The sequence below is a fragment of the Hydrogenophaga sp. SNF1 genome (genome assembly GCF_034421675.1).
Taxonomy (GTDB): Bacteria; Pseudomonadota; Gammaproteobacteria; order Burkholderiales; family Burkholderiaceae_C; genus Hydrogenophaga; species Hydrogenophaga borbori.
This window is the reverse complement of the sequence record NZ_CP139793.1, coordinates 4,102,394-4,117,079: the sequence shown is the minus strand read 5'-3', so window position 1 is coordinate 4,117,079 and position 14,686 is coordinate 4,102,394. Positions and strand designations below refer to the sequence as shown.

Annotated in this window: 12 protein-coding genes; 7 read left to right on the top strand and 5 right to left on the bottom strand. The window is 69.2% G+C overall.

The window, feature by feature from the left end; all coding sequences use genetic code 11:
• Positions 1–20: 20 nt before the first annotated feature.
• Together SOM08_RS19690 and SOM08_RS19685 are read left to right on the top strand one after the other, a co-directional pair.
• Positions 21–266: a hypothetical protein gene (locus tag SOM08_RS19690; protein ID WP_322469562.1), complete on the top strand. Its 246-nt coding sequence runs from the start codon at positions 21–23 to the stop codon at positions 264–266.
• A gap of 22 nt (positions 267–288) precedes the next feature.
• Entirely contained in the window at positions 289–1,074 is a 786-nt protein-coding gene (locus tag SOM08_RS19685) for a hypothetical protein (RefSeq protein WP_116959634.1), read from the top strand.
• A 13-nt stretch (positions 1,075–1,087) separates the two neighbouring features.
• Here the strand turns inward: SOM08_RS19685 and SOM08_RS19680 are convergent, their stop codons facing one another.
• The 3 genes from SOM08_RS19680 to SOM08_RS19670 are packed head-to-tail and all read right to left on the bottom strand — an operon-like array spanning position 1,088 to position 4,242.
• A complete protein-coding gene (locus tag SOM08_RS19680; RefSeq protein WP_181936503.1) occupies positions 1,088–1,981 on the bottom strand; it encodes an NAD(P)-dependent oxidoreductase in 894 nt (297 codons plus the stop codon).
• A gap of 55 nt (positions 1,982–2,036) precedes the next feature.
• Positions 2,037–3,173 carry a PilT/PilU family type 4a pilus ATPase gene (locus tag SOM08_RS19675; protein ID WP_116959636.1) on the bottom strand — a complete coding sequence of 379 codons (1,137 nt, stop codon included), beginning with the start codon at positions 3,171–3,173 and terminating at the stop codon, positions 2,037–2,039.
• Positions 3,174–3,198: 25 nt separating this feature from the next.
• Complete coding sequence (locus SOM08_RS19670; protein ID WP_116959637.1) at positions 3,199–4,242, bottom strand: type IV pilus twitching motility protein PilT; 1,044 nt, start codon at positions 4,240–4,242, stop codon at positions 3,199–3,201.
• Between the two features lie 41 nt (positions 4,243–4,283).
• Between SOM08_RS19670 and SOM08_RS19665 the strand changes: the two genes are divergently transcribed.
• Positions 4,284–5,006 (top strand): YggS family pyridoxal phosphate-dependent enzyme, encoded by a 723-nt coding sequence (locus SOM08_RS19665; RefSeq protein WP_070399419.1) that lies wholly within the window; start codon positions 4,284–4,286, stop codon positions 5,004–5,006.
• Positions 5,007–5,121: 115 nt separating this feature from the next.
• Here the strand turns inward: SOM08_RS19665 and SOM08_RS19660 are convergent, their stop codons facing one another.
• A complete protein-coding gene (locus SOM08_RS19660; RefSeq protein ID WP_116959639.1) occupies positions 5,122–5,592 on the bottom strand; it encodes an Lrp/AsnC ligand binding domain-containing protein in 471 nt (156 codons plus the stop codon).
• 98 nt (positions 5,593–5,690) lie between these two features.
• On the opposite strand from SOM08_RS19660, the gene SOM08_RS19655 reads away from it, so the two are divergent.
• Genes SOM08_RS19655 through SOM08_RS19645 form a run of 3 tightly spaced genes read left to right on the top strand, consistent with a single transcriptional unit; the run spans position 5,691 to position 11,162 of the window.
• Complete coding sequence (locus SOM08_RS19655; protein WP_322470719.1) at positions 5,691–8,687, top strand: L-glutamate gamma-semialdehyde dehydrogenase; 2,997 nt, start codon at positions 5,691–5,693, stop codon at positions 8,685–8,687.
• Between the two features lie 47 nt (positions 8,688–8,734).
• A complete protein-coding gene (locus tag SOM08_RS19650) occupies positions 8,735–9,793 on the top strand; it encodes a cupin-like domain-containing protein (RefSeq protein ID WP_322469561.1) in 1,059 nt (352 codons plus the stop codon).
• A gap of 28 nt (positions 9,794–9,821) precedes the next feature.
• Complete coding sequence (locus tag SOM08_RS19645; RefSeq protein ID WP_116959641.1) at positions 9,822–11,162, top strand: glutamine synthetase family protein; 1,341 nt, start codon at positions 9,822–9,824, stop codon at positions 11,160–11,162.
• 15 nt (positions 11,163–11,177) lie between these two features.
• Here SOM08_RS19645 and SOM08_RS19640 read toward each other — a convergent pair whose 3' ends face one another.
• Positions 11,178–14,114: an EAL and GGDEF domain-containing protein gene (locus SOM08_RS19640; RefSeq protein ID WP_322469560.1), complete on the bottom strand. Its 2,937-nt coding sequence runs from the start codon at positions 14,112–14,114 to the stop codon at positions 11,178–11,180.
• A 245-nt stretch (positions 14,115–14,359) separates the two neighbouring features.
• Here SOM08_RS19640 and SOM08_RS19635 point away from each other — a divergent pair, with 245 nt between their 5' ends.
• Positions 14,360–14,665: an RNA recognition motif domain-containing protein gene (locus SOM08_RS19635; RefSeq protein WP_239478184.1), complete on the top strand. Its 306-nt coding sequence runs from the start codon at positions 14,360–14,362 to the stop codon at positions 14,663–14,665.
• Positions 14,666–14,686 lie beyond the last annotated feature (21 nt).

Genomic DNA, 14,686 nt, shown 5'->3' with positions numbered 1-14,686 from the left:
GAAACTTTCAGGAGATTCTGATGAACATCACTCAAAGCTCATCTTCGAACCGTGCCACCGAGAAAAAGGCCGTCATTGGTGGGGGGTGGATCACCACGCCAGCCGTGGCGGCGCATGTGCGCCGGCATCTGGCCGATGCGGAATATCGGGTACCGCAACAGCCTGCGGGCGGTGATAGAAAGGCGCTCATCGGTGGCGGCTGGATCACAGCGCCTGTTGTCGCTGCGCATTTGCGGCAGAAAATGCGGACCACGCCCCAGCGCTGATCCTTTCAGAAAGCCCCGCACCATGCCCCAGCAGCCGGATAGGCAACCGCAACCCACCATCAAGTTCCACCGCATCTATCCGGCTGCCATCTCGCCCATGCGGGCCGACAAATCCGCGCTGGGCCTGATGCCCACGATGGCTTACCGCCATTGCGAGGCCATGCGAGTGGCCTCTTCTTTCGGTTGGTATGCCTTTCCGGCGGAGGAGGTCCACCTCCGCTGGAACGGCGCCGACGTTTTCGTCAGGGAAGGTGGCGGCCAGTGGCAGCCACTGGTGCGGTCCGAGTTGCCAGGGTTCGCGGACCACTGGAACGAACACGCGCCGGCCGACCTGGTGGACCTGGCCCCGCCCTTTCTGACACGCCTGCCCATGCCCGGCCTGGTGCAGGTCTGGACCGGCCTGCTCTGCAGCACCGCCCCCGGCTGGAGCGTGCTGGTGCGCCCGCCGAGCAATATGCGCGGCAGTTTTCTCTATTCCGCGTTCGAAGGAATCATCGAGACCGACCGCTACCGGCCGTGTCCCCTGTTCATGAACATCCAGCTCCTGGCCACCGACGTGGACATCATGTTGCCCAAGACGGTGCCGCTGCTGCAGGTGCAACCGCTCTTGCGCGAGACCTACGACGAGCGCGCGCATGCGTCGCAGGAAGTGGATGGCCTGGGCGCGCAGGACGACGGCGCGCCGGCCCTGAGTCCGCAGGAGTGGCAGGCCTACCGGCGCACCATCCGCGTCGAAACCGAGGGCCTGCCGCCCGAGTCAGGTCACTACGCCGCCGACACGAGAAAGCGGGACAAGTCCGGCGACTGAGGCCGGACGCCGCTCACTTCAGCCGCTTGATCAGGCTGGACGTGTCGTAGCGCTGGCCGCCCATGGCCTGCACGTCGGCGTAGAACTGGTCCACCAGCGCCGTGACGGGCAGGCGCGCGCCGTTGCGCTTGGCCTCGTCGAGCACCAGGCCCAGGTCCTTGCGCATCCAGTCCACCGCGAAGCCAAAGTTGAACTCGCCGGCCACCATGGTCTTGCCGCGGTTGTCCATCTGCCAGCTTTGGGCCGCGCCTTTGCCGATGACCTCGAGCACGAGGTTCATGTCCAGCCCTGCCTTCTGGCCGAAGGCGATGGCCTCCGACAGGCCCTGCACCAGGCCGGCGATGCAGATCTGGTTGACCATCTTGGTGAGCTGGCCCGCGCCCGGCGCGCCCATGAGCGTGAAGGCGCGCGAGAAGGCCATGGCCACCGGCTTGACCGCATCGAAGGCCGGTTGATCGCCGCCACACATGACGGTGAGCAAGCCGTTCTCAGCGCCCGCCTGGCCGCCGGAGACGGGCGCGTCCACGAAGGCGATGCCCAGGGCCTTGGCGGCGGCATACAGCTCGCGTGCCACGTTGGCCGAGGCGGTGGTGTGGTCCACGAGGATGGCGCCGGGCGCCATGCCGGCGAGGGCGCCGTCGGCGCCCAGGGTCACCGAGCGAAGGTCATCGTCGTTGCCCACGCAGCAGAAGACGATGTCGGCGCCCGCCGCGGCTTCGCGCGGCGTGGCCTTGAAGGCACCGCCGTGCTGCCGGGCCCAGGCCTCGGCCTTGGCGGTGGTGCGGTTGTAGACGGTGACCTGGTGGCCGGCCGCTTTCAGGTGGCCTGCCATGGGACTGCCCATGACCCCCAGTCCGAGGAAGGCGACGCGGCGCGAGGGAGTGGCTTCGTAGGTCTTGGGGTTCAAGGCGGGTCTCCTGGGTTGGCTGTGGTGCAACCCGGAATGGTACCCAGACCCCAGGTCAGACGATGGTCAGGTGCTCGGTGCCGGCCGCCAGGTCCAGGGTCTTGGCGCGTTGGCTGTTGAGCTTGATCTGCAGGCGCAGGTCGTTGAGCGAGTCGGCGTTGCGCAGCGCGTCCTCGTAGGTGATGAGGTTGGACTCGAAGGCGTCGAACAGGGCCTGGTCGAAGGTCTGCATGCCCATCTGGGTGCTCTTCTTCATCACTTCCTTGATCTCGGCCACTTCGCCCTTGAAGATCAGGTCGGAGATGAGGGGCGAGTTGAGCAGGATCTCGACCGCGGCGTAGCGGCCCTTGTTGTCCTGCCGCGGCACCAGCCGCTGCGAGATCAGCGAGCGCAGGTTGAGCGACAGGTCCATCAGCAGTTGGGCGCGGCGCTCTTCGGGGAAGAAGTTGATGATGCGGTCCAGCGCCTGGTTGGCGCTGTTGGCGTGCAGCGTGGCCAGGCACAGGTGGCCGGTCTCGGCGAACTGGATCGCGTGCTCCATGGTCTCGCGGTCGCGGATTTCTCCCATGAGGATCACGTCGGGCGCCTGGCGCAGGGTGTTCTTGAGCGCCGCCGCCCAGCTTTCGGTGTCCAGTCCGACCTCGCGCTGCGTCACCACGCAGTTCTTGTGCGGGTGCACGAACTCGATCGGGTCTTCCACCGTCACGATATGGCCGTAGGAATGCTCGTTGCGCCAGTCGACCATGGCCGCGAGCGAGGTGGACTTGCCCGAGCCGGTGGCTCCCACCAGGATGCACAGGCCACGCTTGGACATGGCCACGTCTTTGAGCACCTGTGGCAGGCCCAGCTTGTCGATCGTGGGCAGCACGGCGGGAATGGTCCGCAGCACCAGGCCGACCTTGCCCTGCTGGATGAAGGCATTGCAGCGAAAGCGCCCGATGGCGGGCGGCGAGATCGCGAAGTTGCACTCCTTGGTGCGCTCGAACTCGGCGGCCTGCTTGTCGTTCATGATGGCGCGCGCCAGCGCCAGCGTGTGGCCCGCCGTCAGCGGCTGAGGCGAGACCTTGGTGACCGCGCCGTCGACCTTGATCGCGGGCGGGAAGTCGGCCGTGATGAACAGGTCGCTGCCGCCGCGGCTGAGCATGAGCCGCAGCAGGTCGTTGATGAATTTGGATGCCTGATCGCGTTCCATCTGGTGCCCCTTGCCCCGTGTGGGATCAGCCCGGGAAGTTCTCGGGAATCTTGGCCTTGCTGCGCGCCTCGGCCGGGCTGATGATGTTGCGGCGCACCAGATCGGTGAGGTTCTGGTCCAGCGTCTGCATGCCCGCGCTGTTGCCGGTCTGGATGGCCGAGTACATCTGCGCCACCTTGGCCTCGCGGATGAGGTTGCGAATGGCGCTGGTGCCCAGCATGATTTCGTGCGCGGCCACGCGGCCGCTGCCGTCCTTGAGCTTGCACAGCGTCTGCGAGATGACGGCCACCAGCGACTCGGACAGCATGGCGCGCACCATCTCTTTTTCCTCGGCGGGGAAAACGTCGATGATGCGGTCGATGGTCTTGGCGGCGCTGGAGGTGTGCAGGGTGCCGAACACCAGGTGGCCGGTTTCGGCCGCCGTCATGGCCAGGCGGATGGTCTCCAGGTCGCGCATCTCGCCCACGAGGATGGCGTCCGGGTCTTCGCGCAGGGCCGAGCGCAGGGCGTTGGAGAAGCTCAGGGTGTGCGGGCCCACCTCGCGCTGGTTGACCAGGCACTTCTTGGATTCGTGCACGAACTCCACCGGGTCTTCCACGGTGAGGATGTGGCCGTACTCGGTCTCATTGAGGTGGTTGATCATGCCGGCCAGGGTGGTCGACTTGCCCGAGCCCGTGGGCCCGGTCACCAGCACCAGGCCGCGCGGACGCAGCGCCAGGTCGGCGAAGATCTTGGGCGCGTTGAGCTGCTCCAGCGTGAGGATCTTGCTCGGGATGGTTCGGAACACGGCGCCGGCGCCGCGGTTCTGGTTGAAGGCGTTGACGCGAAAGCGCGCCAAGCCCTCGATCTCGAACGAGAAGTCGCATTCCATGAACTCCTCGTACTGCTTGCGCTGGCTGTCGTTCATGATGTCGTACACCATCGAATGAACGGCCTTGTGGTCCAGCGCGTCGACGTTGATGCGTCGCACATCGCCATGCACCCGTATCATGGGCGGCAACCCGGCGGACAAATGAAGATCGGAAGCTTTGTTCTTGACGCTGAAAGCCAGCAGTTGGGTGATGTCCATCCCGGGTTTTTCCGTGTGATGAGGGGCAGTTGCAAACGATTATGACGACGATCGCAGGCAATCTCCAGCAAGTGAAGGAGCGCCTGTGGCGCGCTTGCGATGGGGCTTCGCGAGGCAGCGCAGAGGTTACGCTGCTCGCGGTTTCAAAGACCTTCGGGCCCGATGCCGTCCGTCAGGCCCATGCCGCCGGCCAGACGGCTTTCGGCGAAAACTATGTGCAGGAAGGCGTCGAGAAGATCGCGCTGGTGGCCGAGTCGCTGCCGCGCGCGGCCATCGAATGGCACTGCATCGGACCGGTGCAGAGCAACAAGACGCGGCTCGTTGCCGCGCAATTCGATTGGGTGCAATCGGTCGATCGCCTGAAGATCGCGCAGCGCCTGAGCGAGCAGCGCCCGCCCGAGTTGCCGCCGCTCAACGTGTGCCTGCAGGTCAACGTGGACGGCGGACCGAACAAGGCCGGCGTGCCGCCGGCCGAGTTGCCCGCGCTGGCCGAGGCGGTGGCCGCGCTGCCGCGCCTGCGCCTGCGCGGCCTGATGTGCATTCCCGAACCCGCGCCCGACTTCGAGTCGCAGCGCGCGCTGTTCGCGCTGGCGCGCGCGGCCTACGACGACCTGCGCGCGCGGGGCCACGCGCTGGACACCTTGTCGATGGGCATGAGCGAGGACCTGGAGGCCGCGGTGGCGGCGGGCGCCACGATGGTGCGCGTGGGCCGGGCGGTGTTCGGCGCCCGGGCGCCGAAGCCGGTGGCTTCGCCCGCGGCCTGATCGCGCCGCAGGCGCTGGCGATCCCCCGGCCCTGGCCGCGGGCCGCTGGCGAGGTCATGCCCTGCCCGGCGCAGCCTCTGCAAGCGCCGTGTTCATGCGCGCATGCGCTGCGGCATCACAGCGGCAGGCGCGTGCTGGTCTTCACTTCCTCCATCACGGCGTAGGTGCGCGTCTCGCGCACGCCGGGCATCTGCCACAGCACCTGGCCGGCAAAGGCTCGGTAGGCCGCCATGTCGGCCATGCGGGTCTTGAGCAGGTAGTCGAAGCCGCCGGCCACCATGTGGCATTCCAGGATGTCGTCGTGCACCTGCACGGCGGCGCGGAACTGGTCGAAGACATTGGGCGTGGTGCGGTCAAGCAGCACCTCCACGAAGACCAGCAGGCCGCGCCCGAGCTTGTGCGGGTCCAGTCGCGCCTCGTAACCCTGGATGACGCCTTCGCGCTGCAGGCGCTGGGTGCGCGCCAGCACGGCCGTGGCCGACAGGCCCACGGCCTCGGCGAGCTTGAGGTTGGGCAGGCGGCCATCGGCCTGCAGCAGGCGCAGGATCTTGAGATCGATGCGGTCGAGGTCGGGAGGGGGATGCATGCCGAATTATTCACTTTCATTGTTCAAAAATCAGAGAAAAATTCAGCCAAATGGCGATCACGATGCGGGAATTCACCATCCTGCAGACCCCAGCCGCCATGCTCCATCCCATCCCCCAGGCCCCGCTCCCGCGCACCGACCGCCTGCCCGACCCCTACCGCGCCGAGGCCGGCGTGCTCGCCGACCGCCTGGCCGCGCTGGATGGCGCGCTCGACTGGGCGGCGGTGAAGGCCCAGGCCGGGCCCTGGGTGCGCGTGGTGCGCGAGAACCCGCCTGCCTTCTGGGCCCTGGAGCGCCTGCTCACCGAATACCCCATCAGCAGCGACGAAGGCCTGGCCCTGATGCGCCTGGCCGAGGCCCTGCTGCGCGTGCCCGATGCCGAGACCGCCATCGCGCTCACCGCCGACCAGCTGGGCCGGGCGGATTTCGACGGGGCGTCCGACGCGGCGATGGCGCGGCTGTCCTCGGCCGCCATCGCGCTGAGCAAGCGGTGGTTGCCCGCCGAGGGTGAGGCCCCCGGCCTGGTGGCACGCGTGGGCGCGCGCTCGGTGGTCGCGGCCACGCTGCGCGCGGTGCAACTGCTGGGGCGCCAGTTCGTGCTGGGCGAGGGCATCGAGGACGCGCTGCGCCGCGCCGAGGCCGGGCGGCGTGCGCAGCCCAGGCTGCGCCACAGCTTCGACATGCTGGGCGAGGGCGCGCGCACCGAGGCCGACGCCGAGCGTTACCTGGACAGCTACCGCCACGCGCTGGAGGCCATCGCGCGCCGCGCCGACCCCGCGCGCCATCCCTCGCTCAACGACGGCCTATCGATCAAGCTCAGTGCCTTGCACCCGCGCTACGAACCGGCCCAGCACGAGCGCGTGATGCGCGAGCTGGTGCCGCGCGTGTGGACCCTGTGCGAACGCGCCGCGCAGGCCTCGCTCAACCTCACCATCGACGCGGAAGAGGTGGAGCGGCTGGAGCTGTCGCTCGATGTCTTCGAGGCCCTGGTCGCTCGCGTGGGGCGCGAATGCCCGCGCTGGGAGGGCCTGGGTCTGGCGCTGCAGTCCTACCAGACGCGAGCGGTCGAGCTCGTTGCCGAGGTGGCCGCGATCGCTCGCCGCCACGGGGTGCGGCTGATGTGCCGGCTGGTGAAGGGCGCTTACTGGGACAGCGAGATCAAGCGCGCGCAGGAGCTGGGGCTGGCCGGCTACCCGGTGTTCACGCGCAAGCACCGCAGCGACGTGAGCTACCTGGCCTGCGCAAGCGCCCTGTTCGACGCCGACGATGCGGTCTTTGCGCAGTTCGCCACGCACAACGCCGGCACCATCGCCGCCGTGCTGCAGATGGCGCGTCGGCGCGGCACGGCGCGTTTCGAGCTGCAGCGCCTGCACGGCATGGGCGAAGGCGTGTACCGCGAGGTGCTGCGCGAGGGGTCGGTGGGCTGTCGCGTGTACGCCCCCGTCGGCGCGCACCGCGACCTGCTGGCCTACCTGGTGCGCCGCCTGCTGGAGAACGGTGCCAACTCGTCCTTCGTGCACCAGCTCGCCGACGAATCGGTGGCGCTGGACACGCTGCTCGAATCGCCTTTGGCGCGTTGCGCCGGCGAGGGTGGCGGGCCTGCCTTCGCCCCGCCCCCGCGCCTGTACGGCGTGGCGCGCCCCAACAGCGAAGGCCTGGACCCGGCGGTGGCCGCGCACCGCGAGGCACTGGCCGCCGCCTGGCGCCAGACGACCGTGCCCCCGGTGCCGGAGGCACGGCCCGACGAGATCGCGCCGGCCGTGCGGCGCGCCGTGGAGGCCTTCGAGGCCTGGAACCAGCGCCCCGTGGCCGAGCGCGCCGCCGCGCTGCGCCGCGCCGCCGACGCGATGCAGGCGCAGCTGCCGCCGCTGTGCGCCCTGCTGGTGGCCGAGGCGCGCAAGACCTGGCCCGACGCCATCGCCGAGGTGCGCGAGGCGATCGACTTCCTGCGCTACTACGCGGCCGAGGCCGAGCGCCTGCTGGCACCGCAGGAGCTGCCCGGCCCGACCGGCGAGCGCAACACCCTGCGCCTGCACGGGCGCGGCGCCTGGGTCTGCATCAGTCCCTGGAACTTCCCGCTGGCCATCTTCACCGGCCAGGTGGCGGCCGCGCTGGTCACGGGCAACACCGTGCTGGCCAAGCCGGCGGAGCAGACGCCCGCGATCGCCCGCGAGGCCGTGCGCCTGCTGCACGCGGCGGGCGTGCCGGCCGCGGCGCTGCAGCTGCTGCACGGGCCGGGTGACACCGTGGGCGCCGCCCTGGTGGCCGACGCCGCCGTGGCCGGCGTGGCCTTCACCGGCTCCACGCCGGTGGCCAAGGCCATCCAGCGCGCGCTCGCGGCCCAGGACGGACCCATCGTGCCCCTGATCGCCGAGACCGGGGGCGTGAACGCCATGCTGGTGGACAGCAGCGCCCTGCCCGAGCAGGTGACCGACGCCGTGGTGCAGAGCGCCTTTCGCAGCGCGGGGCAGCGCTGCTCGGCGCTGCGCCTGCTGTGCGTGCACGAATCCATTGCCGACGGCGTGATCGAGATGGTGCGGGGCGCGGCCCGCGCGCTGGTGGTGGGCGACCCTTCTGATCTGGCCACCGACGTCGGCCCGCTGATCGACGCCGAGGCCTTCGCCGGCGTGGCGCGGCACCTGGCGCGCCTGCGCGCCACGGCGGTGGCGCTGCTGCCCGAGGGGGAGGACGCGGCCACGCACACCGTGGCGCCGCAGCTGTTCGAAATCCGCGAGGTCGCCGAGGCCTCGCAGGAAATCTTCGGCCCGGTGCTGCAGGTGCTGCGCTGGCGCGGTGACCCGAAAGCCGTGATCGCCCAGGTCAATGCCCTGGGCTATGGCCTCACGCTGGGCCTGCAGACCCGCATCGACAGCCGTGCGCTGGCGCTGGCCGCGCAGGCGCGCGCGGGCAATGTCTACGTCAACCGCAACACCATCGGGGCGGTGGTGGGGGTGCAGCCCTTCGGCGGCGAAGGCCTGTCGGGCACCGGTCCCAAGGCCGGCGGGCCGCACTACCTGCCGCGCTTCTGCGCCGAGCAGACGCTCACCATCAACACCACGGCCGCGGGCGGCAACGTGGCGCTGTTCGTGGCCTGAAAAGCGGCCCTGTCGGCGGCGAAGGCGGTGCCATACTGACGCCCCGCATGAGTACCCCGCCCGTCGCCTCTCCCGCACCGCGCCCGCGCGAGGCCGGCTTCCGCGCATTGGACGCCGGCTGGCGCCAGTGGATCGCCGAAAACCGGCTGCGCCGCTGCACCCCGGAGTCCATGCTGGCGACCATGGTGCAGGCGGGGCTCGATCCGGCCGAATGTGAGCCGGCGATCCGCGCCATGGACAGCGACCCGGTCTTTCTGGCCGCGCGCCAGTTCCAGCAACTGCAGGACAAGCTGGCCTCGGTGATGGCCAACCAGCAGCGCCTGCTCGAGCTCGACCCGCTGTACGGCCACGTGGAGAAGCGCAGCCAGGTGTCGCCTGGCGAATTCCTGGACAAGTACATCGTGGGCAGCCGCCCCGTGGTGCTGACCGACGTGGGGCGCGACTGGCCCGCCATGGGCCGCTGGTCGCCGCAGGACCTGCGCGAGCGCTTCGGCCACCTGGACGTGCAGGTCCAGGCGGAGCGCAGCGCCGACCCGAACTACGAGCGCAACAAGCTCGACCACCAGCGCCACACCCGCCTGGCCGACTTCGTGGACCGTGTGCTGGCCGGCGGCGCCACCAACGACTACTACCTCACCGCCAACAACGAGCTGCTGAGTCAGCCAGGCTTCGCGCCCCTGCTGGACGACATCGGCAGCCTGCCGGTGTTCTGCGACCGTTCCGAGCTGGCGCGCCGCGCCTCGTTCTGGTTCGGGCCGGCCGGCACGGTCACGCCCCTGCACCACGACACCCTCATGCTCTGCCACACGCAGATCGTGGGGCGCAAGCGCTGGCGCTTCATCTCGCCGCTGCAGACACCGCTGCTCTACAACCACTTCGAGGTCTACAGCCCGGTGGACCTGGACCGGCCCGACCTGGCGCGCTACCCGCTCTTCGCCCAGGCCAAGGTGCTGGAGGTGGTGGTCGAGCCCGGCGAGACCGTGTTCCTGCCGCTGGGCTGGTGGCACCAGGTCACGTCGCTGGACGTGAGCCTGTCCTTCTCCTACTCCAACATCGCGGTGCCCAACGAGTACCGGTTCGACAACCCCCGCATCACCAACTGGTAGCCCCGGCATTCCCGGGGGAGACGATCGCATGACAGACGCCCAGCGCATCCAGCAGTGGCTCGACGAGCACCGCATCACCGAGGTCGAGTGCCTGATCCCCGACATGGCGGGCCAGGCGCGCGGCAAGATCGTGCCGCGCCACAAGTACGACCCGGCCGTGGGCCTGCGCCTGCCCGAGGCCGTGCTCACCATGACCGTGACCGGCGACTACCCCGAGAAGGACTACACCTCGGTCGCCGACCCCGACATGCAGCTGCGCCCCGACCCGGCCACGCTGCGCCCCGTGCCCTGGGCCAAGGAGCCGACGGCTCAGATCATCCACGACTGCTTCTCCTTCGATGGCAAGGCGGTGGACCTGTCGCCGCGCAACGTGTTGCGCCGCGTGCTCAAGCTGTACGAGAACGAGGGCTGGAAGCCCATCGTGGCGCCCGAGATGGAGTTCTACCTGGTGCAGGTCGAGCCCGACGAGGACATCCCGCTCAAGGCCCCGGTGGGGCGCACGCGCCGCAGCGAGGCGGGCATGCAGAGCTTCTCGATGGACGCCATCAACGAGTACGACGACATCTTCGACGTCATGTACGACTGGTGCGAGGCCGAGGGCATCCAGCTCGACACCCTCATCCACGAGATGGGCACGGCGCAGATGGAGATCAACCTGGACCACGGCGACCCGCTGCCGCTGGCCGATCAGGTCTTTCTGTTCAAGCGCACCATCCGCGAGGTGGCGATCCGCCACCAGATGTACGCCACCTTCATGGCCAAGCCCATGCAGGGCCAGCCGGGCAGCGCCATGCACATCCACCAGAGCGTGGTGGGGCTGGCCGATGGCCAGAACATCTTCAGCCGCGCCGACGGCGAGGCCTCCGAGCGCTTCTTCCATTTCATCGGCGGCCTGCAGACCTACCTGCCGGCCGCCATCGCCTTCTTCGCGCCCTATGTGAACTCGTACCGGCGCCTGTCGCGCTACACCTCGGCGCCGATCAACCTGAGCTGGGGCTACGACAACCGCACCTGCGGGCTGCGCGTGCCGCATTCGGCGCCGCAGGCGCGGCGGGTGGAAAACCGGCTGGCGGGGGTGGACGTGAACCCTTACCTGGCGCTGGCGGCCAGCCTGGCCTGCGGCTACCTGGGCATGAAGCAGGGCATCAAGCCCACCGAGCCCCTGTCGGGCAGCGCCTACGAGCAGCCGCACCAGCTGCCGCGCCACCTGGACGACGCGGTCGAGAACCTCATGCGCTGCGCGCCGCTGGTGGAGCTGTTCGGCGAGCACTTCATCCAGACCTACGCGGCGATCAAGGACACGGAGTACCGCGAGTACTTCGACGTGGTCAGTCCCTGGGAGCGGCGCTTCCTGCTGCTCAACGTCTGAGGCGGGCGGGCGCGCTCAGCCCACCACCACCATGCCCGACACGGGGTTGGACAGCAGCGCGTCCAGCGCCTCGACGGGCAGGGGCTTGGCGAACAGGTGGCCCTGGAACTGGTCGCAGCCCTGGTAAGCCAGGAAGTCGCGCTGCTCGATCGTCTCCACGCCCTCGGCCACCACCTGCAGGCTCAGCGACTGCGCCAGCGCGATGATGGCGCGCGAGATCGCCGCGTCGTTCGGGTCGGTCAGCACGTCGGCCACGAAGGCGCGGTCGATCTTCAGCTGGTCCAGCGGCAGCCGCTTGAGCAGCGACAGCGAGGAGTAGCCCATGCCGAAGTCGTCCAGCGAGAGCGTCACGCCGAGCGACTTCAGCATGCCCATCTTCTCGATGGTGATCTCCATGCGGTCGGCCAGCAGGCTCTCGGTGAGCTCGAGCTTCAGCCGCTGCGGCCGGATGCCGCTGGCGCGGATGCAGGCCATCACCGAGTCCACGAAGTCCGGGTGGCGGAACTGGCGCACGCTCACGTTGACGGCGATGCTGAGGTTGGCCGTCTCCGGCCGCTTGGACCAGGCCGCCAGCTGACCGCAGGCCGTCTCCAGCGCCCACAGGCCCAGCGGCAGGATCAGGCCGGTGTCTTCCGCCACGGGAATGAACGCCGCCGGCGAGAGCAGGCCGCGCTCCGGGTGGTTCCAGCGCAGCAGGGCCTCTACGCCGATGATCATGCCGGCCTTGTCCACCTGCGGCTGGTAGTGCACCACGAACTCGCGCCGGCGCAGGCCGTCGCGCAGGTCGGACGCGGTGCGCGCGTTGTCGCTCATCTCGGCCTGCATCGCCGGGTCGAAGAAGGACAGCGTGTTGCGGCCCATGGACTTGGCCTGGTACATCGCCAGGTCGGCCTGCTTGAGCAGATCGCCCACGTCGGCCTGCGTGCCGTGGAAGATGGTGACGCCGATGCTGGGCGTGGCGAAGTGCTGGTGGCCAGTGAGCGCGAAGGGCTCGCGCAGGGTCTGCAGCACCTTGTTGGCCAGCACGCGCGCCTTGTGCGCCGCCGCCACCGGGCTGGGACTGAGGTCGTCGGCCATCACCACGAACTCGTCGCCACCCAGGCGCGCCACCAGGTCGGTCTTGCGCACGCTGGAGGTCAGGCGCTGCGCGACCTTCTTGAGCAGCTGGTCCCCCATCTGGTGGCCCAGGGTGTCGTTGAGGATCTTGAAGTTGTCCAGGTCGATGAACAGCAGCGCGCCGTGCTGGCCGCTGCGCGCGCTGCTGGCCAGGGCCTGCTGCAGCCGGTCGAGCAGCAGCTGGCGGTTGGGCAGGTCGGTCAGCGGGTCGTAGAAGGCCAGGTGGCGGATCATGTCCTCGGCCGTCTTGCGCTGCGTGATGTCGCGTCCCACCGCCACCCAGTGCGTCACCTCGTCCGCGCTGGGCTGCACCGACACCACCTCCAGCTCGACCCAGAACAGCGCGCCGTTCTTGCGCCGCACCATCAGCTCGGTGCGGGCCTTCTGCGTGTCGCGCAGGCCGCGCGAGATCTCGCGCAGCTTGGACACCGCCGGGTCCAGGTCGAGCAGCATGCCGGGCGACTGGCCCAGCACCTCGGCGCGCGAGTAGCCCGTGTGCAGCTCGAAGGCGTCGTTGACGAAGACGATCTTGGGCTCGTTGCGCAGCTCCTGCGCGCCGGTTTCGGCGATCAGCACGATGTCGTTGAGCCGCGCGACACTGGTCTCCAGCAGCATCAGCTGCTCCTGCGAGCGGCGGCGTTCGGTCACGTCGCGGAAGTACACGGCCAGGCCTTCGGCGAAGGGATAGGCCCGCACCTCCAGCCATTTGCCCAGGGTGGCGAACCAGTCCTCCAGTTCCACGCGCCGGTTGGTCTGCAATGCGCGGCCCAGGTGTTCCTTCAGGCGCTGCGCGACGCTGGGCGCGAAGCCGTGCCAGACCTCCACGCCCAGCAGGTCGGCCGTGGTTTTTTGCAGCAGGCGTTCGCTTTCCTGGTTGAGGTCGGTGAAGCAGCACTGGCGGTCCAGCGTGACGAAGGCCTCGGTGATGCTGGCCAGCGTGGTCGTCAGGCGCATGGCCAGGCGCAGGGTTTCCTGCTGGGCCTGCTTGGTGGCCGAGATGTCGTGCACGGTCACCTGCACGCGCATGGGGTTGCCGTTGTCGTCCAGCACCGCCGCGCCCACGACGCGCACCCACTTGGGCCCGCTCGTCTCGATCAGCACCTGCACCTCTTCGTCGAAGGGGTCGGCGCTGGCGGCGCAGCGCTCCAGCCGCTGGCGCAGGCCCTGCCGCCACTCGGGCGCATGGTGTTCCAGCAGGTCCTCCAGGGTGCGCGGCTGCGCCTCGGGGCCGATGCCCAGCAGGCTCAGCAGGCCGGCCGAGCAGTCCACGCGCTCGCCCGAGGTCTCCACCGACCAGCTGCCCAGGCCCGCGGTGCGCTCCACCAGCTCGATCTGGCCCTGGTGGCGGCGCTGCATCGCCACCTGCGTGGCCAGCAGCTCGCGCTGGTGGCGCTGGGTCAGCACCAGGTCGGCCGCGGTTTCGCTCATCAGGCCGATGCCGATTTCGTTGCGGCGCTCTTCCCGCGGGTGGTGGTCGAGCAGCAGCAGGAAAGCGCCCGGCGCGCGGGCCAGCGGCAACCAGTGCAGGTGATGGACCGCGCGCCGGCCACGGCCCAGGTCGAGCGGCACCCAGCGCGATTCGCGGTGGGTGTCGCCCACCCAGGTTTCCTGCGTTCCCAGGGTCCGGGCGATGTCCAGCGCCAGCTCTTCCATCGGCGCGTCCAGCCCGAAGCGGCCGAGCACGCGAACACCTGTATCCGAGCGTTCGAGCAGCAGGGCGGCCGCGGCGCGGCCTTCGCGCGCGGCCAGATGGGCGGCGCGGTCGAAGGCCTCGCGCGGCTCGGGGAACCGAGTGGCGTCGGACGTCGGCACATTTGAGGGACGGGCGGTGCGCATGGTGGCCTTAGGATAGCGAGGCTGGCGCGGTCCGCGCCGGCGGAACGGTCCGGGTACGCGCCCACCGTTCGTGAACTACCGCACGTCGCGCCGCGTCGCGACGGATTTTTGTAACAGACTTGTGACTTTTTGTAGCCTCTGCCCTAGCATCCGACCCATTGTCATTGGTGCACCGCGATTCAAGGACACACTCCATGCAAGCCATGTCCACCACTGACATCCGAACCGATGGGGGAGCCCGCAAGGTGAGCGCACTCGCAGAACTCCGGCAGCACAACGATGTGTCGAGCCTGAAATCGGCCCTGCACCAGCTGTGCAGCGAATTCGGCCGCATTTCGCGTCTGGACATCCTCACGGCCATGCACGAAGGCACCAAGCAGGCCATCTGCTTCCTGCGCATGGAACGCCCCGAGCAGGAGCAGCAGCTCATGAAGACCCTGGGCGTGGGCCGTTTCGGCGGCGAGGTGGTGTTCGTGCTCAACCTCAACGTGCCGAGCAAGCAGAACGATTTCGGCCCCTCGTCGCAGTGGTGCGACTCCGACATCTACTGAGCGGCCCCGGGGCGCGCTCCC